This window comes from Streptomyces sp. NPDC005262 (genome assembly GCF_042872425.1).
Taxonomy (GTDB): Bacteria; Actinomycetota; Actinomycetes; order Streptomycetales; family Streptomycetaceae; genus Streptomyces.
In genome coordinates this window covers 126,710-149,266 of record NZ_JBIAKK010000010.1, presented here as the reverse complement: position 1 = coordinate 149,266, position 22,557 = coordinate 126,710, and the positions used below count along the sequence as shown (strand labels likewise).

The 22,557-nt window shown below is 67.7% G+C and carries 25 protein-coding genes and 1 tRNA gene; 11 read left to right on the top strand and 15 right to left on the bottom strand.

The window, feature by feature from the left end; translation table 11 throughout:
• The first annotated feature begins 106 nt into the window (after positions 1 to 106).
• The 5 genes from bcp to ACFYP5_RS24190 all read left to right on the top strand — a co-directional run bounded on the left by bcp (position 107) and on the right by ACFYP5_RS24190 (position 3,904).
• On the top strand, positions 107 to 574 hold the full coding sequence (bcp, locus tag ACFYP5_RS24210; protein ID WP_030923127.1) for a thioredoxin-dependent thiol peroxidase: 468 nt from the start codon (positions 107 to 109) through the stop codon (positions 572 to 574).
• Positions 575 to 686: 112 nt separating this feature from the next.
• Positions 687 to 2,183, top strand: a complete 1,497-nt coding sequence (gene proP, locus ACFYP5_RS24205; protein WP_389039579.1) for a glycine betaine/L-proline transporter ProP — start codon at positions 687 to 689, stop codon at positions 2,181 to 2,183.
• 167 nt (positions 2,184 to 2,350) lie between these two features.
• Positions 2,351 to 2,971, top strand: coding sequence for an HNH endonuclease (locus tag ACFYP5_RS24200; protein ID WP_389039577.1), 621 nt, complete (start codon positions 2,351 to 2,353; stop codon positions 2,969 to 2,971).
• Positions 2,968 to 3,813, top strand: a complete 846-nt coding sequence (locus ACFYP5_RS24195; protein WP_389039574.1) for an HNH endonuclease signature motif containing protein — start codon at positions 2,968 to 2,970, stop codon at positions 3,811 to 3,813. Before ACFYP5_RS24200 ends, ACFYP5_RS24195 begins: the two co-directional genes overlap by 4 nt.
• 14 nt (positions 3,814 to 3,827) lie before the next feature.
• Positions 3,828 to 3,904 (top strand) — tRNA-Leu (locus ACFYP5_RS24190).
• 53 nt (positions 3,905 to 3,957) lie between these two features.
• On the opposite strand, the gene rdgB is transcribed toward ACFYP5_RS24190, so the two are convergent.
• The 4 genes from rdgB to ACFYP5_RS24170 all read right to left on the bottom strand — a co-directional run bounded on the left by rdgB (position 3,958) and on the right by ACFYP5_RS24170 (position 6,186).
• On the bottom strand, positions 3,958 to 4,560 hold the full coding sequence (rdgB, locus tag ACFYP5_RS24185; protein ID WP_389039571.1) for an RdgB/HAM1 family non-canonical purine NTP pyrophosphatase: 603 nt from the start codon (positions 4,558 to 4,560) through the stop codon (positions 3,958 to 3,960).
• A 34-nt stretch (positions 4,561 to 4,594) separates the two neighbouring features.
• On the bottom strand, positions 4,595 to 4,993 hold the full coding sequence (locus ACFYP5_RS24180; protein ID WP_352262572.1) for a hypothetical protein: 399 nt from the start codon (positions 4,991 to 4,993) through the stop codon (positions 4,595 to 4,597).
• A gap of 103 nt (positions 4,994 to 5,096) precedes the next feature.
• The gene (gene rph / locus ACFYP5_RS24175; protein ID WP_389039568.1) at positions 5,097 to 5,834 is read right to left on the bottom strand and encodes a ribonuclease PH; all 738 of its coding nucleotides are present in this window, start codon (positions 5,832 to 5,834) and stop codon (positions 5,097 to 5,099) included.
• An 88-nt stretch (positions 5,835 to 5,922) separates the two neighbouring features.
• Positions 5,923 to 6,186, bottom strand: a complete 264-nt coding sequence (locus ACFYP5_RS24170; RefSeq protein WP_356641490.1) for a PTS glucose/sucrose transporter subunit IIB — start codon at positions 6,184 to 6,186, stop codon at positions 5,923 to 5,925.
• A 192-nt stretch (positions 6,187 to 6,378) separates the two neighbouring features.
• On the opposite strand from ACFYP5_RS24170, the gene ACFYP5_RS24165 reads away from it, so the two are divergent.
• Both ACFYP5_RS24165 and ACFYP5_RS24160 read left to right on the top strand, forming a co-directional pair.
• Positions 6,379 to 7,689, top strand: coding sequence for a PTS transporter subunit EIIC (locus ACFYP5_RS24165; protein WP_389039564.1), 1,311 nt, complete (start codon positions 6,379 to 6,381; stop codon positions 7,687 to 7,689).
• A gap of 257 nt (positions 7,690 to 7,946) precedes the next feature.
• Positions 7,947 to 9,212: a PTS transporter subunit EIIC gene (locus ACFYP5_RS24160; protein ID WP_389039561.1), complete on the top strand. Its 1,266-nt coding sequence runs from the start codon at positions 7,947 to 7,949 to the stop codon at positions 9,210 to 9,212.
• 80 nt (positions 9,213 to 9,292) lie between these two features.
• Here ACFYP5_RS24160 and ACFYP5_RS24155 read toward each other — a convergent pair whose 3' ends face one another.
• Positions 9,293 to 10,045 carry an MBL fold metallo-hydrolase gene (locus ACFYP5_RS24155; protein ID WP_389039558.1) on the bottom strand — a complete coding sequence of 251 codons (753 nt, stop codon included), beginning with the start codon at positions 10,043 to 10,045 and terminating at the stop codon, positions 9,293 to 9,295.
• A gap of 183 nt (positions 10,046 to 10,228) precedes the next feature.
• Between ACFYP5_RS24155 and ACFYP5_RS24150 the strand changes: the two genes are divergently transcribed.
• Positions 10,229 to 10,708, top strand: a complete 480-nt coding sequence (locus ACFYP5_RS24150) for a type II toxin-antitoxin system PemK/MazF family toxin (RefSeq protein WP_389039556.1) — start codon at positions 10,229 to 10,231, stop codon at positions 10,706 to 10,708.
• A gap of 199 nt (positions 10,709 to 10,907) precedes the next feature.
• Here ACFYP5_RS24150 and ACFYP5_RS24145 read toward each other — a convergent pair whose 3' ends face one another.
• The 7 genes from ACFYP5_RS24145 to clpS form a co-directional block, all read right to left on the bottom strand.
• Positions 10,908 to 11,858, bottom strand: coding sequence for a PLP-dependent cysteine synthase family protein (locus ACFYP5_RS24145; protein WP_389039553.1), 951 nt, complete (start codon positions 11,856 to 11,858; stop codon positions 10,908 to 10,910).
• Complete coding sequence (locus ACFYP5_RS24140; RefSeq protein ID WP_030971063.1) at positions 11,858 to 12,136, bottom strand: MoaD/ThiS family protein; 279 nt, start codon at positions 12,134 to 12,136, stop codon at positions 11,858 to 11,860. Before ACFYP5_RS24140 ends, ACFYP5_RS24145 begins: the two co-directional genes overlap by 1 nt.
• A 101-nt stretch (positions 12,137 to 12,237) precedes the next feature.
• On the bottom strand, positions 12,238 to 12,363 hold the full coding sequence (locus tag ACFYP5_RS24135; RefSeq protein ID WP_389039550.1) for a putative leader peptide: 126 nt from the start codon (positions 12,361 to 12,363) through the stop codon (positions 12,238 to 12,240).
• Between the two features lie 135 nt (positions 12,364 to 12,498).
• Entirely contained in the window at positions 12,499 to 12,930 is a 432-nt protein-coding gene (locus tag ACFYP5_RS24130; protein ID WP_030923086.1) for a Mov34/MPN/PAD-1 family protein, read from the bottom strand.
• Positions 12,931 to 13,019: 89 nt separating this feature from the next.
• Complete coding sequence (locus ACFYP5_RS24125) at positions 13,020 to 14,459, bottom strand: amino acid permease (RefSeq protein ID WP_389039548.1); 1,440 nt, start codon at positions 14,457 to 14,459, stop codon at positions 13,020 to 13,022.
• 379 nt (positions 14,460 to 14,838) lie between these two features.
• Positions 14,839 to 15,420: a DUF2017 domain-containing protein gene (locus ACFYP5_RS24120; RefSeq protein ID WP_389039545.1), complete on the bottom strand. Its 582-nt coding sequence runs from the start codon at positions 15,418 to 15,420 to the stop codon at positions 14,839 to 14,841.
• Between the two features lie 63 nt (positions 15,421 to 15,483).
• Complete coding sequence (gene clpS / locus ACFYP5_RS24115; RefSeq protein WP_030971071.1) at positions 15,484 to 15,798, bottom strand: ATP-dependent Clp protease adapter ClpS; 315 nt, start codon at positions 15,796 to 15,798, stop codon at positions 15,484 to 15,486.
• Between the two features lie 79 nt (positions 15,799 to 15,877).
• On the opposite strand from clpS, the gene ACFYP5_RS24110 reads away from it, so the two are divergent.
• Both ACFYP5_RS24110 and ACFYP5_RS24105 read left to right on the top strand, forming a co-directional pair.
• Complete coding sequence (locus tag ACFYP5_RS24110) at positions 15,878 to 17,206, top strand: nicotinate phosphoribosyltransferase (RefSeq protein ID WP_389039541.1); 1,329 nt, start codon at positions 15,878 to 15,880, stop codon at positions 17,204 to 17,206.
• 168 nt (positions 17,207 to 17,374) lie between these two features.
• Positions 17,375 to 17,959, top strand: coding sequence for an isochorismatase family protein (locus ACFYP5_RS24105; RefSeq protein WP_389039539.1), 585 nt, complete (start codon positions 17,375 to 17,377; stop codon positions 17,957 to 17,959).
• 138 nt (positions 17,960 to 18,097) lie between these two features.
• Here ACFYP5_RS24105 and ACFYP5_RS24100 read toward each other — a convergent pair whose 3' ends face one another.
• Positions 18,098 to 18,430, bottom strand: a complete 333-nt coding sequence (locus ACFYP5_RS24100; RefSeq protein ID WP_389039537.1) for a hypothetical protein — start codon at positions 18,428 to 18,430, stop codon at positions 18,098 to 18,100.
• A gap of 124 nt (positions 18,431 to 18,554) precedes the next feature.
• Complete coding sequence (locus ACFYP5_RS24095) at positions 18,555 to 20,954, bottom strand: immune inhibitor A domain-containing protein (RefSeq protein ID WP_389039534.1); 2,400 nt, start codon at positions 20,952 to 20,954, stop codon at positions 18,555 to 18,557.
• A 370-nt stretch (positions 20,955 to 21,324) separates the two neighbouring features.
• Here ACFYP5_RS24095 and ACFYP5_RS24090 point away from each other — a divergent pair, with 370 nt between their 5' ends.
• Positions 21,325 to 21,672, top strand: coding sequence for a hypothetical protein (locus ACFYP5_RS24090; protein WP_389039531.1), 348 nt, complete (start codon positions 21,325 to 21,327; stop codon positions 21,670 to 21,672).
• Positions 21,673 to 21,684: 12 nt separating this feature from the next.
• On the opposite strand, the gene ACFYP5_RS24085 is transcribed toward ACFYP5_RS24090, so the two are convergent.
• Complete coding sequence (locus ACFYP5_RS24085; RefSeq protein ID WP_389039528.1) at positions 21,685 to 22,458, bottom strand: RDD family protein; 774 nt, start codon at positions 22,456 to 22,458, stop codon at positions 21,685 to 21,687.
• Between the last annotated feature and the right edge of the window lie 99 nt (positions 22,459 to 22,557).

Here is a 22,557-nt window from a genome sequence, read left to right as displayed (position 1 = left end):
GTCCGGTAAACCTTCATCGACAGTCTGTCAGCTCGGCCGCCCGCACACCCGGCGGCACCCCTATTACGCTCGGTCCCGTACACCCCACACGCCCTTGAGGAGAACCATGAGCGAGCGACTCCAGCCCGGCGACACCGCCCCGGCCTTCACCCTCCCCGACGCCGACGGCAACGACATCTCGCTCGCCGACCACAAGGGCCGCAAAGTCATCGTCTACTTCTACCCGGCCGCCCTCACCCCCGGCTGCACCAAGCAGGCGTGCGACTTCACGGACAACCTGGAGCTCCTGACCGGCGCCGGATACGACGTCATCGGCGTCTCCCCCGACAAGCCGGAGAAGCTCGCCAAGTTCCGCGAGAAGGAAAACCTCGAGGTCACACTGGTCGGCGACCCGTCCAAGGAAACCCTCCAGGCCTACGGCGCATTCGGCGAGAAGAAGCTCTACGGCAAAACGGTGACGGGCGTCATCCGCTCCACGATCATCGTCGACGAGGAGGGCAAGGTCGAACGCGCCCTCTACAACGTCAAGGCCACCGGCCACGTAGCCAAAATCATCAAGGACCTCGGCATCTGACCGCCACCACGCCCCTGTGACGGGCGTCGCACTTTCACCCCACATCGGTTTGCGACCGCCATGACCGCGCAGAAGCCTTTCCTGGAACACCCACCGAGGAAAGGACCCGGCCATGGCGGCCTCCGACCTTCAGCAGGTGGCCGACCCCGAAGCGGTCAAACGCCACCCCACCCTCTTCCGCGCCATCCGGCAGCGGAAGAACCCCAGGCTGCGCCGGTCCGACATCACCGTCACCGACGACCAGGCAGTCAAGCGGGCGGTGAAGGCGGCCTCCCTCGGCAACGCCATGGAGTGGTTCGACTTCGGCATCTACTCCTACCTGGCCGTCACCCTCGGGCACGTCTTCTTCCCGTCCGGGAACAACACCACCCAGCTGCTCTCCTCGTTCGCCACGTTCGCGGTCGCCTTCCTGGTACGCCCGCTGGGCGGAATGTTCTTCGGCCCCATGGGCGACCGGATCGGCCGCAAGAAGGTCCTCGCCCTCACCATGATCATGATGGCGGTCGGCACCTTCGCCATCGGCGTCATCCCGTCCCATGCCTCGATCGGCCTCTGGGCGCCCGCCCTGCTGATCTTCTTCCGCCTGGTCCAGGGCTTCTCCACCGGCGGAGAGTACGGCGGCGCATCCACCTTCATCGCCGAGTACGCCCCCGACAAGCGCCGCGGCTACTTCGGCAGCTTCCTCGAATTCGGCACCCTGGCCGGATACGTCGGCGCGGCCGGTCTCGTCACCGCACTCACCGCCGTCCTCGACACCCCCGCCATGGAGTCATGGGGCTGGCGCATCCCGTTCCTCGTCGCGGGCCCCCTCGGCCTGGTCGGCCTCTACCTCCGGCTGCGCCTCGACGAGACCCCGGCCTTCCAGAAGCTGGAGGGCGGCAGCGCTCAGGCCACCGAGGCCGCAGACAGCGTCGAGACCACCACCAAGGATGACCTCGCGAAGATCTTCCGGCAGTACTGGCCGACGCTGATCCTCTGCATCTGCCTCGTCGGCGCGTACAACATCACCGACTACATGCTGCTGTCGTACATGCCGACGTACCTCTCCGACGAACTCGGCTACAGCGAGACCCACGGCCTGCTCATCCTGCTCGCCGTCATGGTCTTCCTGATGCTGATCATCAGCCAGGTGGGCAAGCTCTCCGACCGCTTCGGCCGCAAGCCGCTGCTGATGGCCGGAATGCTGGGCTTCCTCTGCCTCTCGCTCCCCTCCTTCCTGCTGATCCGCCAGGACGGCATCCCGGCCATCACGATCGGCATGCTGATGCTGGGTCTCTCCCTGGTCTGCATGCTCGGCACGATGTCCGCCGCACTCCCGGCCCTCTTCCCCACCCAGGTCCGCTACGGCTCCCTGTCTGTCGGCTACAACCTCTCGGCCTCGCTCTTCGGCGGTACGACCCCGCTGGTGATCACCGCGCTGATCAGCTGGAGCGGTACGAACCTGATGCCGGCGTACTACGCGATGGCGGCGGCCCTGGTCGGCGTGATCGCGGTGGCCTGCATGAAGGAGACCGCCCAGCGGCCGCTGGACGGCTCACCCCCGTCGGTGGAGACGGAGGAGGAGGCGGCGGAGCTGTGCGCGGCCCAGACTCCTGAGCCCAAGTTCTGACTCCTGACCCCTGACCCCGTCCCCGGGAACGGCCCGCACCGCTTCTGCGTCGACTGAAGCGGGGCGGGCCGTTCCGCATCTTGTCGGATATCGGACGTGACTCTCCGATAAACGGTTCGTTGTTCCGTACGACACCGCGAACGTGCGGTCGGGAACGGAGGGGATCGATGGCGGTTCGATACACCCGTGAGCTGCTCGAAGAAGCGGCACGTGAAACGACCAACTTCGACGACGCCATTCGCTGGTGCGGGGGCACACCCACGGCGGGAAGCCGGCGATACCTGCGCCAGAAGATGGCAGAAGCGAAGATCGACACTTCACACTTCCCGAAGACATGGGTGCGCTACACGGAAGAGGCGCTGAGGGAGGCGGTCGCACCCTCTTCCTCGGTCACGGAGGTCCTGCAACGGCTGGGGATCAAACCCGTGGGCGGCAGCCATACGCACATCAGCAGACGGATCACGTCTCTGGGCATCGATGTATCTCACTTCGCGATGCGCCGAGGCCGGCCCCGAGGCTCACGCGGAAACCTGCTCATGCTGGGCTCTCCACAAGACGGGCGGATCCCCGGCGCACGGCTCCGTCGAGAGCTCCTTCGGATCGGGATACCGGACCGCTGCGCAGAGTGCGGCACAGGCACCGTATGGAACGACAAACCACTGCGGCTCGAGGTCGACCACAAGAACGGCAACTGGTGGGACAACCGACCGGAAAACCTGCGGTTCCTCTGTCCCAACTGCCACTCTGCGACGGACACGTATCGCGGGCGGAAGCGGAGGGCGACGTGAGCGCTCCCACGTACACGCGCGACCGACTGGCAGCGGCCGCCGCCGAGTCATCCAGCATGGTGGATCTGATGCGCAGACTCGGCGCCACGCTCGGCAGCGGATCGCGCAGCTACCTGAACCGGCGACTGCGGCACTATGGCATAGACGTGTCCCATTTCCGCGAGGAACCCCTGCCGGAGCGAGAGCGCCGCTCGTACTCGAAAGAGCTTCTCGCCAAAGCTGCGGCACACTCCCACAGCATCCGAGAAGTGCTCGAGTACATGGGCCTCCCGCCGCGGGACAGTCCGTACGGCCATATCCGCAAGAAGCTCGATCAATACGACATCGACACCTCGCATTTCACTCGTGGCCGACGGTATGGAGCAGGCACTCTGGCCCGAGACGATCTGGTGGCGGCCGTGGAGGCGTCATTCAGCCTCGCCGGCACGCTCAGGCTTCTCGGTCGTATCGACAACGGCGCCGGTCGTGCTCTCGTGAAGCGGAGCATCGAAGCACATGGCATTTCGACCGAACACTTCACAGGGCAAGGCCACTTCCTCGGGGCCTCTTCTCCCTACCGCAAGCCTGCACAGGAGGTATTGAGGCGGCTCGCCCCACCCTCACCCCGGACAAGGACGGTTATTCTGCGGCGTGCGCTCGATGATCTGGCCTTCCCGCACAAGTGCGCCGCATGTGGCATTGGGGATGTCTGGCGGGGCAAGCGACTGGTCCTGGAGATCGACCACATCAACGGCGACTGGCTGGACAACCGCCCTGTGAACCTTCGGTACTTGTGCCCGTCCTGTCATAGCCAGACGGCGACATTCGCCAATCGCTCTCCGTCCCTCCGCGGAAGGCAGTAGGATCTCGTTCGCATGCGCCCGTACGCCATCTGGTTGAGCGGCGATCTTTAGGTGGTCGTGTATGTCGGTTCGAATCCGACCGGGCGCACCAAGTATCCGATGTCGGGCTTCCTAATAAGGCACAGGAAGCCCGACATCAATGCGTCACCCCACCAGCTCCCGCACCACCGGTACCAGCGCCCGGAACGCCTTGCCCCGGTGGCTGATCGCGTTCTTCTCCGCCGGGGTCAGCTCCGCGCAGGTCACGGTCATGCCCTCCGGCTGGAGGATCGGGTCGTAGCCGAAGCCGTTCGTGCCGGACGGGGTGTGGCGCAGGGTGCCGAGGAGGTGGCCTTCCACCACGTGTTCCGTGCCGTCCGGGAGGGCGAGGGCCGCGGCGCAGGCGAAGTGGGCGGCACGGTGGGTGTCGTCGATGTCGGAGAGCTGGGCCAGGAGCAGATCCAGGTTGGCGCGGTCGTCGCCGTGGGTGCCGGACCAGCGGGCCGAGAAGATGCCGGGGGCGCCGCCGAGTACGTCGACGCAGAGGCCGGAGTCGTCGGCGATCGCGGGGTGGCCGGTGGCCTGTGCGAGGGCGTGGGCCTTGAGGAGGGCGTTCTCGGCGAAGGTGACGCCGGTTTCCTTGACGTCGGGGATGTCGGGGTACGCGTCCGCGCCGACGAGTTCGTAGGTGAGGCCGGCGTCGGCGAGGATCGCGTGGAGTTCGTTGACTTTCCCGGCGTTGCGGGTGGCGAGGATCAGGCGGGTCATGTGCCGATTATCGCGGGGCGGGCCGGGCCCGGTGCTACGAGGTGCAGACGTTGCCGATCTCCTTGGCGGCGTCGGTGACCGGGGTGATGTCGGGGGTGGCGTCGCCGTTGTCTATGGAGGTGCGGACGTTCTTGACGCCGGTCTGGAGGTCGTCGACGGCCTTGGAGAGGTCGGCGTTGTCGGTCGTGTCGCCGAGGTTGCCGAGTTCCTTGTCGATCTCGTCGAGTGCTTCGGCCGCCTGGGTGGGGTCGTTCGAGGCGTTGGAGACGGCCTGTTGGAGGTTGTTGACGCTGGTGGCGATGGCGTCGGCGGTGCGGACGCAGTCGAGCGCCTTGTCGACGGCGCCGCAGCCGGTTGCTGCGGTGAGAGCGACGGTGAGGGCGGTCAGGGTCAGCGCGACGGTGGTGCGGCGGTGGCGGGTGGCCTTGGCCATGGTGCGGGTTCCTCCCCGGGTGCGGATACGCGGACGGGCGCACGGTTCGACCCGTGCGCCCGTACTCGTCACGACGCTCTGTGGTGCGTACTTGGTTGCTTCTTTACTCGCCGAGGGTGCGGGCGAGTGCCACGTGCTGGTAGGCGGTCAGGTCGACGCAGCCCGCGGTGGCGAGGTCGAGGAGCGCGTTCAGTTCCTTGCGGTCGAACGGCTCGGCCTCGGCGGTGCCCTGGACTTCGACGAAGCGGCCGTCGCCGGTGCAGACGACGTTCATGTCGGTCTCGGCGCGGACGTCCTCCTCGTAGCAGAGGTCGAGGAGCGGGTTGCCGTCGACGATGCCGACGCTGACGGCGGAGACGGTGCCGGTGAGCGGTTTGCGGCCGTGCTTGATGAGCTTCTTGCCCTGGGCCCAGGTGATGGCGTCGGCGAGGGCGACGTATGCGCCGGTGATGGCGGCGGTGCGGGTGCCGCCGTCTGCCTGGAGGACATCGCAGTCGAGGACGATGGTGTTCTCGCCGAGGGCCTTGTAGTCGATCACGGCGCGCAGGGAGCGGCCGATGAGGCGGCTGATCTCGTGGGTGCGGCCGCCGATCTTGCCGCGTACGGATTCGCGGTCGCCGCGGGTGTTGGTGGAGCGGGGCAGCATGGAGTATTCGGCGGTGACCCAGCCTTCGCCGCTGCCCTTGCGCCAGCGCGGGACGCCTTCGGTGACGGAGGCGGTGCAGAAGACCTTGGTGTCGCCGAAGGAGATGAGGACTGAGCCTTCGGCGTGCTTGCTCCATCCGCGTTCGATGGTGACGGGGCGGAGCTGTTCGGGGGTGCGGCCGTCGATACGAGACATGGCGTCGAGCCTATCGGCTGCGCCGCAGGCCCCGGTCCGGGCGGGAGCGGGGCCTGTGGGGTGTGGAGCCGGCGGGCTCAGCGGGTGGTCACATCATGTCTTCGATGTCGGCGGCGACGGGGTCGGCGTCGGTGCCGATGACGACCTGGATCGCGGTGCCCATCTTGACGACGCCGTGGGCTCCGGCGGCCTTGAGCGCGGCTTCGTCGACCTTGCTCGGGTCGATGACTTCGGTGCGGAGGCGGGTGATGCAGCCTTCGACCTCTTCGATGTTGTCGATACCGCCGAGCCCGGCGACGATCTTCTCAGCCTTGCTGGCCATGTCGTTCTCCCTGATTGTTCGCGTCCGCATGCCGGCCCACCATGGGTCCGTTTCGTCACGGTAACGCACGGTTGGCCCAACTTCGCGGGCGAGCTGTCGGCCCATCACCAATGATGACGATCACCGGCGCCCTGCCTTTCGGGCGGACTCCGCACCGTATCGCAACTGGTCTACACCACTTTGCGGCGACCGCCAAACGTGGCCTGTTCCGAGAGGACGACGATGAGCTCAGACAGCGCCGCCGTGCCACGGAAACAGTGGTGGAACGGCCTGTTCCAGGGCCTCCAGAAGATGGGACGCAGCCTCCAGCTCCCGATCGCGGTACTCCCGGCCGCGGGCATCCTCAACCGGCTCGGCCAGGAGGACGTGTTCGGGAACAAGGGGCTCGGCTGGAACAACGTCGCCAAGGTCTTCGCCGCGGCCGGTGGTGCGCTGCTCGACTCCGGACTGGGACTGCCGCTGCTGTTCTGCGTCGGGGTCGCCATCGGTATGGCGAAGAAGTCGGACGGCTCGACGGCGCTCGCCGCGGTGACCGGCTTCCTCGTCTATTACGCGGTGTTGCACGCCTTCCCGGTGGACTGCGCCCCGGGCTCCACGTTCACCGCCGGCGGTACGTGGTTCGGTACCTGTGTCACGGGCGACGCCAAGGTGACGGCCGCCGAGTACCAGAACCCCGGGGTGTTCGGGGGCATCGTGATGGGCCTGCTGTCCGCGTGGTTCTGGCAGCGGTACCACCGCGTCAAGCTGGTCGACTGGCTGGGCTTCTTCAACGGCCGACGGCTCGTACCGATCATCATGGCGTTCGTCGGGCTGCTCTTCGCGGCCCTGTGCGCCTGGCTTTGGGCCCCGATCGGTGACGGTCTGATCAGCTTCTCGAAGTGGCTGACCGATCTGAACTGGCTGGGCTCCGGGATCTTCGGCGTCGCCAACCGCGCACTGCTCGTCATCGGCCTGCACCAGTTCCTGAACACCTTCGTCTGGTTCCAGTTCGGCGACTTCACCAAGCCGGACGGGACGGTGGTGCACGGTGACATCAACCGGTTCCTGCAGGGCGACCCGACGGCCGGGCAGTTCACCACGGGGTTCTTCCCGATCATGATGTTCGCGCTTCCGGCGGCGGCCCTGGCGATCTACCACTGCGCCAAGCCGCATCGCCGGAAGGCGGTCGGCGGCATGATGGTCTCGGTCGGCCTGACGTCGTTCGTGACGGGTATCACCGAGCCGATCGAATACTCGTTCCTCTTCGTCGCCCCGCTCCTGTACGCGATCCACGCGGTGCTCACCGGTGTATCGATGGCGGTGAGCTGGGGGCTGGGCGTGAAGGACGGCTTCAGCTTCTCGGCGGGGCTGATCGACTACGTCATCAACTGGAGCCTGGCGACGAAACCGTGGCTGATCATTCCGATCGGTCTCTGCTTCGCAGTGGTGTACTACGTGCTGTTCCGGTTCGCGATCACCAGGTTCAACCTCCAGACCCCTGGACGGGAGCCCGACGAACTGGAGGAAGAGATCGAGAAAGACCTCGTCAAGTAGGTCTACGGCCGGATTCCACCCCCGGCCGGCAAGGGCCCTCGGACCTCATGGTCCGGGGGCTTTCGTCATGTCACTGACGGTGTGGATGAGCTACTGCGAAGTAGTCGACATTTGCATGTTCCTTATACAACCCACACCGTGCTAAAACTGGTCTACACCACTGAGTGGTCCAGACCACGTGACACCCGTCACGTTTCTGGAGTCGCTGCCCCCAGAAATCCTGTACCTGGCGGCGCCTTGTCCAATGGAGGAAGTTGATGACCACGGCGAGCGCCGCACCCGCGGCCACCAAGAAGAAGGGTGCGGGTGTGATGGCTGTTATGCAGCGCATCGGCCGCAGCCTCATGCTGCCCGTCGCGGTACTGCCCGCAGCCGCTCTGCTGGTCCGGCTCGGCAACGCCGACATGCTCGGCCGCGACTCGTTCCCGACCTTCATCACGAAGCTCGCCGGCTACATGTACGCGGGCGGCGGTGCCATTCTCGACAACATGGCGCTGCTGTTCGCCGTGGGTATCGCGATCGGCTTCGCCAAGAAGTCGGACGGTTCGACGGCCCTCGCCGCGGTCACCGGTTACCTGGTCTTCCAGAAGGTGCTCGCCACCTTCACCGACAGCAACCTGCCCCAGGTCGCGAGCGTCGTGGACGGCAAGATCGTCATGAGCGACGCGCCGGTCAACGCCGGTGTGCTCGGCGGTGTCGTGATCGGCATAGTCGTTGCCCTGCTCTACCAGAAGTTCCACCGGCAGAAGCTGCCCGCCTGGGCGGGCTTCTTCAGCGGCCGTCGCCTCGTCCCGATCCTCTCGGCCTTCGCGGGCCTGGTCATCGGCATCGTCTTCGGTCTGATCTGGCCGGTCCTCGGCACCGGTCTGCACAACTTCGGTGAGTGGCTGGTCGGTTCCGGCGCCGTGGGCGCGGGCATCTTCGGTGTCGCCAACCGTGCGCTGATCCCGATCGGCATGCACCACCTGCTGAACTCGTTCCCGTGGTTCCAGGCGGGCGAGTACAAGGGCAACCACGGCGACATCGCCCGGTTCCTGGCCGGTGACCCGCAGGCCGGACAGTTCATGACCGGCTTCTTCCCGATCATGATGTTCGCCCTTCCGGCGGCCTGCCTCGCCATCGTCCACTGCGCCCGCCCCGAGCGCCGCAAGGTCGTCGGCGGCATGATGTTCTCCCTCGCGCTCACCTCGTTCGTCACCGGCGTGACCGAGCCGATCGAGTTCACGTTCATGTTCATCGCCCCGGTGCTGTACGCGATCCACGCGGTGCTCACGGGCGTGTCCATGGCTCTGACCTGGGCGCTCGGCATGAAGGACGGCTTCGGCTTCTCCGCCGGTCTGATCGACTTCGGATTGAACCTCGGCATCGCGACCAAGCCGTGGACGCTGGTCCTGGTCGGCCTCTGCTTCGCGGTGGTCTACTACGTGGTCTTCCGCTTCGCGATCACCAAGTTCAACCTGCCGACCCCGGGCCGGGAGTCGGACGAGGAGCTCGCCGAGCTGCTCAAGGCCGAGGCGAAGTAGGCCTCACCCCTCGCCCCGGTGCGACAGAGCCCCCACCTTCCGTCCGGAAGGTGGGGGCTCTGTCGCACCGGAGCGAGGCGCTAGATCTCGTAGACCGCACCCGGGACCGCGACTTCCACCGGGCCACCGTAGATCGCGCGGGCGTCCGCCAGATTGCGCTCCGGGTCCGTCCACGGCGGGATGTGGGTCAGGACGAGCTGACCCACCTTCCCGCGTGCGGCGATTTCGCCCGCTTCGCGGCCGTTGAGGTGGAGGTCAGGAATGTCCTCCTTGCCGTGGGTGAACGACGCTTCGCAGAGGAACAGATCGGTGCCCTCGGCGATTTCGTCCAGCAACTCGCAGGTTCCGGTATCGCTGGAGTAGGTCAGCGAGCGGCCGTCGTGCTCGATGCGGATGCCGAAGGTGTCGACGGGGTGGCAGAGCTTCTCCGTACGGACCGAGAAGGGGCCGATGTCGAACGAGCCGGACTTCAGCGTGTGGAAGTCGAAGACCTCACTCATCGCCCGGTCGGACGGCGTGTCGCCGTGCGCGGCCGTCAGCCGCTGCTCGGTGCCGTCGGGGCCGTAGACCGGGATGGGTTCCGGTCGTCCGCCGTCGTGCCGGTAGTAGCGCACCACGAAGTACGCGCACATGTCGATGCAGTGATCGGCGTGGAGATGGCTGAGGAAGATGGCGTCCAGGTCGTAGAGGCCGATGTGGCGCTGCAGCTCGCCGAGGGCGCCGTTACCCATGTCGAGGAGCAGCCGGAAGCCGTCGGCCTCTACGAGGTAGCTCGAGCATGCCGAACCCGCGGACGGGAACGAGCCGGAGCAGCCGACGACGGTGAGCTTCATGGAGCGTGAACCTCCGAGACGTGGGAACGGGGAGGGTTCGTGCAATTTGTTGAGCGTAAGGCGCGAAACACCCCGTCGCTCCTCCAGGGCCTGCCGTTGTGGGCGAACTCACCTGCTCTGTCACCGGTTCGATGGAAACGGTCGCGAGGCGCGGGCCTGCGGAGGCGCCGGTACCGTCGGTGCATGAACATGTCCTGGTGGCCTGCGCTCGGCGCGGTCGTACTGCTGGCGCTCATTGCCGCGATTGCCGATGGGCGGGGCCGGATCGGGCGCGGTGACCGGCGCCCGGGTGGGCGCCCGAGGGGGCGCACGCGCCCGCCGGGGAGGACCGAGGGGCCCCGGGGCGGGCCGGAGCGCACGCCTCGGCCGGGTGAGATCTGGTGGGCCGAGGTTCCCTACGAGGACGGGCCGGGGTCGAAGGACCGGCCGTGTCTGGTGCTGTCGGTACGTGACGGCGCGGCGCGCGTCGCGAAGATCACCAGCAAGCACCACGAGGAGCGGCCGGGAGTGATCGCGCTGCCGCCGGGCGCGGTGGGCGATCCGCAGGGGCGGGCGAGCTTCCTGGAGACGGATGAGCTGCGGGATGTGGCGGTGCGGGGGTTCCGGCGGCGGGTGGGAGTGGTGGATCCCGGGGTGTGGGATCAGGTGCGACGGTTCGGGTGAGGTGCGGGGGGGCCGTGGCGGTGGGAGGCATGCGGCGGGCTGCCCAGTACCTGCCCCTGCCGGCTGTGACCGTGTGCGCCTCCGCCGTGCGGGGCCGCCGCGGACCGACCCGCTCCTCGACCGCCGGAGGGGCTGAAAACGCCGGGCGGGCTGGAGGTCTCCAGCCCGCCCGGCATCTGGGTACCGCCTGAGCGCCGCGCTACGCCCAGAGCTGGCCGTGCAGCGTTTCGATGGCCGCTTCCGTGGTCGGGGCGGTGTAGACGCCCGTCGACAGGTACTTCCAGCCGCCGTCCGCGACGACGAAGACGATGTCGGCCGGCTCCCCGGCCTTGACCGCCTTGTTTCCGACGCCGATCGCCGCGTGGAGTGCCGCACCGGTGGAGACGCCCGCGAAGATGCCTTCCTGCTGAAGGAGTTCGCGGGTACGGGTGACGGCGTCGGCGGAGCCGACGGAGAAGCGGGTGGTGAGGACCGAGGCGTCGTAGAGCTCGGGGACGAAGCCCTCGTCGAGGTTGCGGAGCCCGTAGACCAGGTCGTCGTAGCGCGGCTCGGCGGCGACGATCTTGATGTCCGGCTTCTGCTCGCGCAGGAAGCGGCCGACGCCCATCAGGGTTCCGGTGGTGCCGAGGCCCGCCACGAAGTGGGTGACGGAGGGCAGGTCGGCGAGGATCTCCGGGCCGGTGGTCGCGTAGTGGGCGCCGGCGTTGTCCGGGTTGCCGTACTGGTACAGCATCACCCAGTCGGGGTGCTCGGCGGCAAGCTCCTTGGCGACGCGGACGGCCGTGTTGGAGCCGCCGGCCGCCGGGGAGGAGATGATCTCGGCGCCCCACATGGCGAGCAGGTCCCGCCGCTCCTGGGAGGTGTTCTCCGGCATGACGCAGACGATGCGGTAGCCCTTGAGCTTGGCCGCCATGGCGAGCGAGATGCCGGTGTTGCCGCTGGTGGGTTCCAGGATGGTGCAGCCGGGGGTCAACCGGCCGTCCTTCTCCGCCTGTTCGACCATGTGGAGCGCGGGGCGGTCCTTGATCGAGCCGGTGGGGTTGCGGTCCTCGAGCTTGGCCCAGATGCGGACGTCGTCCGACGGTGACAGCCGGGGCAGGCGGACGAGCGGGGTGTTGCCCACCGCGGCGAGCGGACTGTCGTACCGCATCAGTTCATGCCGCCCGCGACGGCCGGGAGGATGGTGACGCTGTCGCCGTCGCTGAGCTTGGTGGAGATGCCGTCGAGGAAGCGGACGTCCTCGTCGTTGAGGTAGACGTTCACGAAGCGACGGAGTTCGCCGCCGTCGACGATGCGCTCACGGATGCCGTTGTGGCGGCTGTCGAGATCCGTGAAGAGGTCGGCGAGGGTCTCTCCGTTGCCTTCGACGGCCTTCGCGCCGTCGGTGTAGGTGCGGAGGATGGTGGGGATGCGGACCTCGATGGCCATGGCGTGGGCTCCTGTCGAAAGCGGAGTGGTGGCGTGGGGCGCGCGGCTCTGCCCCCGCGCAGGGAAAGTGCGATGGTCGGCGCTTCGGGCCGGGACCCGGCTCAGGCCTTGCCTGCGACGGGGAGGCGGCTCGTACAGATCGCGCTGGAGAGCCTGCACAGGTCGACGTGCAGGCGCGCGACGAGCAGCGTGCCCGGCGTCTTCTCGCTCACGTCATAAGGAACCATGCGCTCATCGTATCGATTCCCGGTCCGGATTCCGGCATGTGATCTCACCTGTCGGATGGTGGACGTTCGCCTGGTGGACTGCTGTCGGCGTGAGGAGGAGACGGGGGCCGGGCGCCGCCCCCGTCCCACGGCCGGTCAGGCGGGCTCGTACGCCTCGACGACCTTGACGTCCTCCTCGGTGATCACACCGTCGACGATGCGGTACGAGCGGAACTGGAAGGGGCCCGCGTCGTCCGTGTCGGCGGTGGAGACGAGCACATAATGGGCGCCGGGCTCGTTGGCGTAGGTGATGTCGGTGCGCGAGGGGTAGGCCTCGGTCGCGGTGTGCGAGTGGTAGACGATCACCGGCTCCTCGTCGCGGTCGTCCATCTCCCGGTACAGCTTCAGCAGGTCAGCGGAGTCGAACTCGTAGAACGTGGGCGAGCGGGCGGCGTTGAGCATCGGGATGAAGCGTTCGGCACGGCCGGTTCCGGCCGGGCCCGCGACCACGCCGCACGCCTCGTCGGGGTGGTCCGCGCGGGAGTGCGCGACGATCTGGTCGTACAGCGCCTGGGTGAGGGTCAGCATGGCGTCAGGATAAGCAGAGGGCCCCCGCGACTCCGAGGAGTGGTACGCGAGGGCCCGCATGCTGGACAGCAGGTGCCGAAGGCGCTGGGTCAGCGCTTGGCGAATGCCTTGTTCTCGGGGTTACGGGCCTTGAGCACCAGGTACGAGACGCCGAGGATCAGCGCCCAGAGCGGGGCGCAGTACAGCGAGATCCTGGCGTCCTTGTCGACCGCCATCATGACGATGACCATGCCGATGAAGGCGAGGGCGAAGACGCTGGTGTACGGGGCGCCGGGGGCCCGGAAGGTGGACTGCGGGAGCTCTCCGCGGTCGGCCCGGAACCGGTAGCGGATCTGGCAGACGAGGATCATGATCCAGGCCCACATGCCGGAGATGGTGGCGAAGGAGACGACGTAGTTGAAGGCGTCGCCGGGCCACTGGTAGTTGATCCAGACGCCGACGAGCATGAGCGCGGCGGAGAAGGTGGTGCCGATGAGGGGCGTGCCGCTCTTGGTCAGCCTGGTGAAGAACTTCGGGCCCTGCCCGTTGAGCGCGAGGTCGCGCAGCATGCGTCCGGTGGAGTACATGCCGGAGTTGCAGGAGGAGAGGGCCGCGGTCAGGACGACGAAGTTGACGATCGCGGCGCCGACGCCGAGGCCCATCTTCTGGAAGGCCGCGACGAACGGGGAGATACCGGGCTCGAACTCGGTCCACGGGACGACCGACAGGATCATGATCAGCGCGCCGACGTAGAAGACGGCGATACGCCACGGCACGGTGTTGATGGCCTTCGGCAGGACCGTCTTCGGGTCCTTGGACTCGCCCGCGGTGACGCCGACGAGCTCGACGGCGAGGAAGGCGAACATCACGATCTGCAGGGTCATGAGGGTGCCGCTGATGCCGTGCGGGAAGAAGCCGCCGTCGGACCAGAGGTGGGTCACGCTCGCGGTGTCCCCGGCGTCGGAGAAGCCGAGGGTGAGGATTCCGGCGCAGATGAGGATCATGCCGACGATGGCCGTGACCTTGACCATCGAGAACCAGAATTCCAGCTCACCGAAGAGTTTCACGGAGATCAGGTTCACGGCGTACAGGATGACCGTGAAGATCAGTGCGGAGACCCATTGGGCGATGTCGAACCAGTACGTCATGTACTGGGCGGCCGCGGTGACTTCGGTGATTCCGGTGACGACCCAGAACAGCCAGTAGGTCCAGCCGGTGACAAAGCCCGCGAAGGGCCCGACGAATTCACGGGCGTACTCCGAGAAGGAGCCCGAGACCGGGCGGTACATGAGGAGTTCGCCGAGCGCCCGCATGATGAAGAAGATCACCAGGCCCGCGACGGCATAGGCCAGGATCAGACTCGGTCCCGCCTTGGCGATGGCCTTGCCCGCGCCGAGGAAGAGGCCGGTACCGATGGCACCGCCGATCGCGATCATCTGGATCTGGCGGGCTCCGAGACCGCGCTGATACCCCTCGCTCGAGGTGGCATCGTGCGTGGCTGCTCCGGCCTCCCGGCCGGCTTGTCCCTTGTCGACCTTCGCCGATGTCATGGTGATGCGCCTTTCTCCACGCCGATCCGCGCCGCTGAGGCTGCGGATCAGGTCCTGATCCCCCCGGATATGGATGGAGTGCGACCGGCGATCCGCCGGCTGTAGCGCCCCCGGGAACAGGGGTGGCGTCCCCGGGTGGTCGTGAAGATTTATCACGGGCCAACCGGCGATCCGCCGGACATTATGTGGCGCACACCACAGGAAAAAGCGGACAAGCGTTTCCAAACCGCCACAAAAAAGGCCGTTCAGGTGACGGGATCGTTATTCGGATTTGAGCGTTCGTTGAGCGAACACCCGGCGGGAACGGCAGGGGTGATCTTCGGATCCGGCCACGCGGGAATGACCGTTTTGTCCGGCCCCGGGAGCGGCCGGACACCCGTTACGGCATCAGGGTCTCGACGAGGGTTTCCTGCAGCGCGCCCAGCCAGAGATAGGCCATGACCATAGGCTTGCGCGGGTCGCTGTCGGGCAGCCGGTAGAGCGATCCCTCGCCGCCTTCGTCCTGGTCGGAGACGTCCAGGCGGGTACCGATGGTCAGCCTGAGGTCGTTGAGCGCGCCGAGCCAGTTACGGCACTCGTCGGCGGTGAGCTCGAGGATCCCGCCGTCCTCCCCGTCCGGGATCGCGTCCAGGGTGCGCACGACGGTCAGGGCGTCGTCGCGCTTGCGGGAGCGCAGGTCGTTCTCGGTGTACCGGCGGAACTCGGCGGACGCGGCGCGCAGTTCGCTGTCGTCGTCCCCGTACGCCTCCGGGAAGAGGCGGGCCAGGGCCGGGTCGGTCGGCGGTTCGCTGGGTCCTTCGGCGAACAGGGCGGCGAGCGGGTCCTCGCCCTCGGCGGGTTCGTCACCGGGACCGATCAGCTCCAGCAACTGGACGGCGAGGGAGCGCAGGATCGCGATCTCCACCTCGTCGAGCGCGACGGCCGCGCCGCCGCCGGGGGTGGCCTCGAAGTGGCCGGCCATGGGTTCTCTCCGATGGTGGGTCGGGCGGGGCAGAGGACGGGGCGGGTCGGGGGAAGGGGCGTGCTAGTTGCGGTCCTGCGTGAGGGTGGCCCAGAGCCCGTAGCCGTGCATGGCCTGGACATCGCGTTCCATCTCTTCACGGCTGCCGCTGGAGACGACCGCGCGGCCCTTCTGGTGCACGTCGAGCATGAGCTTGTGGGCCTTGTCCTTGGAGTAGCCGAAGTAGGCCTGGAAGACATAGGTCACGTAGCTCATGAGATTGACCGGGTCGTTGTGGACCAGCGTCACCCACGGCACGTCGGGCTCGGGGACGACGAGGTTCTCCTCGGCCGATTCTGGACGTTCGATCTCTACGGGGGCGACGCTCACCCACCCCATGCTGCCACTCAGGAGGGGGCAGCGCACAAACAGACCCTAGATCTCGTCACTCTGACGAAATAGGGGTAGCATCCGTGCCATGAACTCTGCGGACCTTGGGCGACGGGTCGGTGTGCCGTCGACAGCGCTCTTCACCGACCAGTACGAGCTCACGATGGTGCAGGCCGCACTCAAGGCGGGCACGGCCGACCGGCGCTCGGTGTTCGAGGCATTCACCCGTCGGCTGCCCGAGGGACGGCGCTACGGCGTCGTCGCGGGCACCGGACGGCTGCTCGACGCGGTGGAGAACTTCCACTTCGACGACGAGATGCTCACCTTCCTGCGTGAGCGGAACGTCGTCGACGCGCCGACGCTGGCCTGGCTGGCGGACTTCCGCTTCAGCGGCGACATCTGGGGCTACCCGGAGGGTGAGGTGTACTTCCCAGGCTCGCCGATCCTGCGGGTCGAGGGATCCTTCGCCGAGTGCGTGCTGCTGGAGACGGTGATCCTGTCGATCCTCAACCACGACTCGGCGATCGCCGCGGCGGCGTCCCGCATGTCGGTGGCCGCCGGCGGGCGCGGGCTGATCGAGATGGGTGCACGACGCACCCATGAACTGTCGGCGGTGGCCTCGGCGCGTGCCGCGTACGTCGGCGGCTTCGACACGACGTCCGATCTGGCGGCGGGGTTCCGCTACAACATCCCGACGGTCGGGACGAGCGCGCACGCGTTCACCTTGCTGCACGACAGCGAGCGCGACGCCTTCCGGGCGCAGGTCGACTCGCTCGGCCGGGGCACGACCCTGCTGGTCGACACCTATGACGTCGCCGAGGCCGTCCGTACGGCGGTCGAGATCGCCGGGACCGAGCTGGGGGCGGTACGGATCGACTCCGGGGACCTGCTGCTGGTCGCGCACCGGGTGCGCCAGCAGCTCGACGAGCTGGGCGCCACCGGGACGAAGATCGTGGTGACGTCGGACCTGGACGAGTACGCGATCGCGTCGCTGGCCGCGGCGCCGGTGAACGCGTACGGCGTGGGGACGCAGCTGGTGACCGGCAGCGGTCAGCCGACCTGCTCGATGGTCTACAAGCTGGTCGCCCGGGCGGTCTCCGCCGACCCGGCGGAACCGCTGCAGCCGGTTGCGAAGAAGTCGTTGGGGGCGAAGTCCTCGGTGGGCGGTCGCAAGTGGGCCGCGCGGCGGCTGGACGAGTACGGGGTGGCCGAGGCCGAGGTGATCGGCACGGGCCCGGTGCCGGACGGCCTGGCCGACCGGCAGCTGCTGGCCGAGCTGGTCAGGGGTGGTGAAGTGGTCGCCCGCGAGCCGCTGGACGCGGCCCGGGAGCGGCACATCGAGGCGCGGCAGGGGCTGCCGCTGTCGGCGATGCAGCTGTCCAAGGGAGAGCCGGTCATTCCCACGGAGTACGTCTGAAGGTGTGACGGCCGGAAAGCGACGGGCGGCGACAGCAAGCGGACGCCCCCTCCCGCAAGGCGGCCCCAGTCTCTAGGCTCGATTCCGTCTCTTCCCCCACCGTTCCGCTCGCATTCCCTCCCCCGGTCGGACCTCCCCGTCGGACCTCCCCATCGAAGGACACCCGCCATGCATCGCGCGTTGATCGTCGTGGACGTTCAGAACGACTTCTGCGAGGGCGGCAGCCTCGCCGTGGCGGGGGGCGCCGATGTCGCCGCCGCCATCACCGACCTGATCGGCGAGGCCCAGGCCGGTTACCGCCATGTGGTGGCCACCCGGGACCACCATGTCGACGTGGGCGACCACTTCTCCGAGCATCCGGACTTCGAGCACACCTGGCCGCCGCACTGTGTCGCCGGTACGGAGGGGGTCGGCTTCCACCCCAATTTCGCACCGGCGGTCGCCTCCGGCGCGATCGACGCGGTCTTCGACAAGGGGGCGTACGCGGGGGCGTACAGCGGCTTCGAGGGCCTCGACGAGAACGGGGTCGGGCTGGCGCGGTGGCTGCGGGACCGTGGGGTGACGGAGGTCGACGTGGTCGGCATCGCCACGGACCACTGCGTGCGGGCCACTGCGCTGGATGCGGTGCGGGAGGGGTTCACGACGCATGTCCTGCTGGACCTGACGGCGGGGGTCGCCGCGGCGACCACAGGGCGGGCGCTGGAGGAGCTCCGGGGAGCCGGAGTGGAGCTTTCCGGCAAGCCGGTGGTGTAGGGCGAGGGCTTGCCGGGTTGCCCGGCGGCCGCTCCGTCCTCGGTCCCCCCATGGCCTCAAAGACATCGGGGTCCCTTGCCACGCTCGTTTCCGCCGACGTGGCGCTCGAGTGCGCGGGCCGGATCATGGCCGGTGGCCCTAATTCTGCTGGGCCGGCACCGACGGGGTGAGCAGCGTTCGTATGGGGTGCCAGAGTTCCTGGGCGTTTTCGGGTCTGGCCCGCCAGAGTAGGCCGTCCGGGTGGTGCAGCACCGCGGTGACCTCGTCGGGGGTGGGGGGTTCCGCGTTGCCTCGGAGGTAGACCGCACGCAGGCCCAGGTTGCGCAGGCGGGTCAGCGCGCGGGCCCGGTTGGCCGCATGGACCAGGACGCGGACCGGGCTGCCCGGCCCCGTTCCGTCCGCCGGACCGGTCAGGGTGATCGCTACCACCACACTGCCGTTCGGCAACTTGCTGAATCCTCCGCCGGCCATACTCCGCACTCCCCCATGAGACGTCGTGTCAATAAGAATCCGAACAAGAGGCACCTAAACACGATCGGCCGCCGCCCGCTAGAGGGCGACGGCCGATCATGCTCTGACCTGCGGTTATGCGGAATTACTTGTGCGAGGCGCCAACCATGACGGTGACCGTCGAGCCGCTGAGCGGCTCGCTGACGATCGTGATCCGAGTGTTGGTGTCAGCGACCTTCACGCTTCCGGTCGCGTTCTCCTCGTACCAGTAGGTGCCCTTGTGGTCGTCGAAGACCGGGACGCCCAGCTGGGGCTTGATCTTGACCGCCACGTCGGCCTTGTGCAGCGTGAAGCCGTCGGTCGGCCGCCAGCTGAACGGCGCGTCGAAGGGCTGGATCTTGTTGCGGATGACGGTGCCGTCGGCCCACTTCAGCGGCTTCGCGTGCGCGTCGATCGGCAGGATCAGGCCCTTGCCCGGGTGGGCGGAGACGTTGTTGTCCTTCTGGGAGGTGTCCCAGAGCCAGATCAGCAGACCGTTCTGGTATGGGTAGTGCTCGACCCAGTCCGGACGGGTCGTGGTGAAGCCGAAGTTGTACGGGCCGACCTTGAGGGTCTGGTCGTACGAGACGTACTGGCGGTTCTCCGCGAGGTAGTACTGCGGGTACTCCTTGGTGAACGACTCGCCGACGCGGGAGAAGCCCTTGGCGGTCCAGCCGTTGTCGTCACCCTCGGCGTTGTCCGAGAAGAGCGCGGCACCGTCGGCGTTGACCGCGATGGTGTCGGCCGCGAAGCCCACACCGCCCGCGCCACCGTCGGTGGTGTAGCGGAAGCGGATGTCGATCTTCTTGCCGGCGTAGGCGTCCAGCGAGTACGAGAGCTTCTGGTACTTGCCGGAGACGTCGGTCAGGGCCGGCTTGTCGCTGGCGTCACGCGGGATCGCCTTGCCGTCGGCCGTGCCGTCGATCGCGGTCCAGCTGGTGCCACCGTTCTCCGACACCTCGGTGTAGAGGTAGTCGTAGTCCTTCTCGATGTCCCACCAGCCCGAAAGGTCCAGGGACGCCTTGGACTTGCCGGTGAGGTCGACCGAACGGGACAGGGTGTTGTTGAGGTTGTCACCCATGTCGCTCCACCACTGCTTGGAGCCCTCGGCGGGCTTCGTGACAGCGGTGGTGACGGCCTTGTCGGGCAGCGTGACGACGAGCGCCTGCTTGTCCTTGGTGTTGTACTCCGAGACACCCAGCTTGTGGACCGAGTTCGTCGCGGCCTTGGCCGAGGCGTAGTTCAGCCAGCCCAGCTGCAGCTTGTCCCACGCGGTCATGTCGCCGGGCAGGTCACCGATGGCGTTCTTGCCGGTGCCGAGCCAGGAACCGGCCGACATCAGGGACCAGAAACCGACCGAGTTCTCGGCGGTGTTGGTGGTGTCGTACAGGTCCGGCAGACCGAGGTCGTGGCCGTACTCGTGCGCGAAGACACCCAGGCCGCCGTTCTCGGGCTGCGCGGTGTAGTCGCCGACCCAGATGCCGGTGTCACCGATCTGGGTGCCGCCGGCCTTGTTGTCGGCCGGGCCGGTCGCACCGGCGTTGGTGCCGTACGCGTACCAGCGGTGCGCCCAGATGGCGTTCGCGCCCTCGACGCCGCCACCCGCGGACTCGTCCTCACCGGCGTGCACGATCTGGAAGTGATCGATGTAGCCGTCGGGCTCGTTGAAGTTGCCGTCGTTGTCGAAGTCGTAGCGGTCCCACTGGTCGTAATTGGCCAGGTCCGCCTTGATCTGCTCCGGCGTGCGGCCCTTGGCCTTCTGGTCGGCCGCCCAGGCGTTCACGCCGTCCTTGATCATGTCCCAGGAGTTGGCACAGTTGGACGAGCCGCAGTAGTTGGAGCCGTAACGGGCCTCGTTGTACGGGACCTTGACCCAGTCGGAGACCTCGCCGTCGACCGAGTAGCGCCCGGAGGACGTCTTCTCGTAGTACGTCTTCAGCGAGTTCTTGCCGGCACCCTCACCGAAGTAGAGGTCCTGGAAGTGGGCCTGGTTGTAATCGGCCTGCCAGGCGGTGCTGTTGTCCTTCGCCGGGTCCGGCTTGGCTATCGTGTTGTGCAGCGGTCCGGGCGTGCCGCCGTACTTCTTGACGGGCGGCTTGGGCCCGTCGCCGTCCGGGTCGAACATGGTCGTGTCGTCGACCTTGTCGCCGAACTCCACCAGGACCGTGAAGATCTTGTCCGTCTTCTCGCGGCCGAGCTCGACGTACTTCTTGTCGTCGAGCTTGACGACCTTGGAACCGTCGCGCGTCGACACCTTCTTGTCGCCCGCGATGACCTGTTCCAGAGCGGCCTGACGCTGCGCGTCCTGCTGCTCGCTGAAAGGGCCTTCCAGGTCGTGCGCGCCGCCCTTGGCCGACCCCGGATCACGGCGGTCGACGATGGAGCTGCTCGCTCCTTGGGCCTTGTCGTCCGCCTGGGCTGTGGCGAAGGCCGACGCCGTAGCGGCGGTGGCGGCCATGGCCACGACAACCGCCGTGGCGCGAAGCGCCCGTCTCTTAGTGGTCACTTGATGCTGTCCCTCCCCGGCGTCCGCGGCTGCAGCCTTGGGGTGTGGCGGGGCTGCGCGCGGATACGCGTCACAAGTGACGACATTCGACCGGAGTTACGAGAGAAAAGACAGACCTTGACTTGCACAGGCCAAGTGCACTATGCAGTAGGGCATTTCCGTTATCCGGACGTTCATCGGGCAGGTAACCGGCGCGCCGAAGCGCCCCCTCGGAACCTGGGATGACTCAGTGCGCCCCCCGTGCACCGGCACCGTGGGTTAGGTCACGCTTACTACCGGTTCCTCCCGGGCATCCACCGTCGTAGAGTCGCTTGACAGTGCGACCGCGTTGAGAGACTGCCCATCCGATGTCCCGAGGACGGATACCGCCATGCCGCGTCCCACTGCTGCACAGCTCTCCTACGGATCGGTCACCGTCGTCTTCTCGACGCTCGCCATGCTGCTGCTGTCCCGTACGAGTTCGGGCCTCGGCATCGCGGTCATCGGAACGGCAGCGATGGCGCTCGGCCTGTTGGTGGCCGTCACCGTGCCCCTGCCGCTGCGGACGAAGACGCGGAAGGCGGCGAGGACGGCAACCGGGGTTCGTACGAACCCTGCCGTCCCCACCGCCACTTCCGCCACGTCTACGGAAGATGTCGTCGGCGACGACATCCACCGGGCCAGAATCCCGGCCGTCCACACCTCCGAGCGCGTGGGCGAGCACTCCCTGCGCCGCTGATCGGACTCCTGCCTACGCGGTCGAGACCACCACGGTCTTGGCCGCCTTGTCCTGCAGCCCCTGCCGGTACGGCTTGTCCGTGAACATCAGCACGATGTTGATCAGCCACCACAGGCACGGGCAGCACAGCAGCGCCGGCAGCCACAGCACCACGGCCCGCAGGAACGAGGCACTGGTGTCCGGCACCCGGCCGTCGTTGAGCATCGCGACCCGCAGCTTGAGCAGCCGCTTGCCGATCGTGCGACCGTCCTTGTGCGTGAAGTACGTGTCGTACGCGACGTAGACCACGAGGGCGATAAGCGACCAGAGCAGCTGATGCCCGTTGTAGGTCTGGGCGAACACGTCGCCGGCGCTTTCGCTGTTGCCGTTGTTGTCCGTCACGTCGACCGCGCCGCCGAACGGCAGCGAGATCAGATACAGCGGGATCGAAATGATCAGGAAGTCGATCAGCCGGGCCAGGATCCGCTTGCCGGGCTCGCCGAGCGGCGGCATGCCCGCCAGCGGGTCGGTGCCGCCGTACGGGCCGCCGCCGTAGGCATGGGGATCGTACGGGGGAGGCTGCGGAGGCGGCTGAGAACGGTCGTAGGGCGAGCCCGACCCCGGACCACCCGCACCGGGCCCCGACCCCGGACCCGAGCCCGGCCCGGACTCGGACCCCGCCCCGGCCCCGGACCCCGGCTGCGACCCGGCCCCGGACCCCGACGGCGGCGTCGGAGGCTCCTGCGGCTTCTTGAGGAACGGGTCGTCCTCGGGTGGCTGGCCGGGCGTCGGCTGATCGTTGCTCATGGGGGCAGTGCATCCCGGCCCGGGGGCCCCCGCAACGGCTCAGGTGCGTTCGGGGGAACCCGGCACCGCACCACGGCACCGTCACCCGACGAGCCGTCA

Coding starts and splice junctions, on each gene's coding strand:
- bcp (WP_030923127.1), top strand. CDS start 107: ATGAGCGAGCGACTCCAGCCCGGCGACACCGCCCCGGCCTTCACCCTC.
- proP (WP_389039579.1), top strand. CDS start 687: ATGGCGGCCTCCGACCTTCAGCAGGTGGCCGACCCCGAAGCGGTCAAA.
- ACFYP5_RS24200 (WP_389039577.1), top strand. CDS start 2,351: ATGGCGGTTCGATACACCCGTGAGCTGCTCGAAGAAGCGGCACGTGAA.
- rdgB (WP_389039571.1), bottom strand. CDS start 4,560: ATGACCCGCCTGATCCTCGCCACCCGCAACGCCGGGAAAGTCAACGAA.
- ACFYP5_RS24180 (WP_352262572.1), bottom strand. CDS start 4,993: ATGGCCAAGGCCACCCGCCACCGCCGCACCACCGTCGCGCTGACCCTG.
- rph (WP_389039568.1), bottom strand. CDS start 5,834: ATGTCTCGTATCGACGGCCGCACCCCCGAACAGCTCCGCCCCGTCACC.
- ACFYP5_RS24170 (WP_356641490.1), bottom strand. CDS start 6,186: ATGCGGACGCGAACAATCAGGGAGAACGACATGGCCAGCAAGGCTGAG.
- ACFYP5_RS24165 (WP_389039564.1), top strand. CDS start 6,379: ATGAGCTCAGACAGCGCCGCCGTGCCACGGAAACAGTGGTGGAACGGC.
- ACFYP5_RS24160 (WP_389039561.1), top strand. CDS start 7,947: ATGACCACGGCGAGCGCCGCACCCGCGGCCACCAAGAAGAAGGGTGCG.
- ACFYP5_RS24155 (WP_389039558.1), bottom strand. CDS start 10,045: ATGAAGCTCACCGTCGTCGGCTGCTCCGGCTCGTTCCCGTCCGCGGGT.
- ACFYP5_RS24150 (WP_389039556.1), top strand. CDS start 10,229: ATGAACATGTCCTGGTGGCCTGCGCTCGGCGCGGTCGTACTGCTGGCG.
- ACFYP5_RS24145 (WP_389039553.1), bottom strand. CDS start 11,858: ATGCGGTACGACAGTCCGCTCGCCGCGGTGGGCAACACCCCGCTCGTC.
- ACFYP5_RS24140 (WP_030971063.1), bottom strand. CDS start 12,136: ATGGCCATCGAGGTCCGCATCCCCACCATCCTCCGCACCTACACCGAC.
- ACFYP5_RS24135 (WP_389039550.1), bottom strand. CDS start 12,363: ATGGTTCCTTATGACGTGAGCGAGAAGACGCCGGGCACGCTGCTCGTC.
- ACFYP5_RS24130 (WP_030923086.1), bottom strand. CDS start 12,930: ATGCTGACCCTCACCCAGGCGCTGTACGACCAGATCGTCGCGCACTCC.
- ACFYP5_RS24125 (WP_389039548.1), bottom strand. CDS start 14,459: ATGACATCGGCGAAGGTCGACAAGGGACAAGCCGGCCGGGAGGCCGGA.
- ACFYP5_RS24120 (WP_389039545.1), bottom strand. CDS start 15,420: ATGGCCGGCCACTTCGAGGCCACCCCCGGCGGCGGCGCGGCCGTCGCG.
- clpS (WP_030971071.1), bottom strand. CDS start 15,798: ATGGGGTGGGTGAGCGTCGCCCCCGTAGAGATCGAACGTCCAGAATCG.
- ACFYP5_RS24110 (WP_389039541.1), top strand. CDS start 15,878: ATGAACTCTGCGGACCTTGGGCGACGGGTCGGTGTGCCGTCGACAGCG.
- ACFYP5_RS24105 (WP_389039539.1), top strand. CDS start 17,375: ATGCATCGCGCGTTGATCGTCGTGGACGTTCAGAACGACTTCTGCGAG.
- ACFYP5_RS24100 (WP_389039537.1), bottom strand. CDS start 18,430: ATGGCCGGCGGAGGATTCAGCAAGTTGCCGAACGGCAGTGTGGTGGTA.
- ACFYP5_RS24090 (WP_389039531.1), top strand. CDS start 21,325: ATGCCGCGTCCCACTGCTGCACAGCTCTCCTACGGATCGGTCACCGTC.
- ACFYP5_RS24085 (WP_389039528.1), bottom strand. CDS start 22,458: ATGAGCAACGATCAGCCGACGCCCGGCCAGCCACCCGAGGACGACCCG.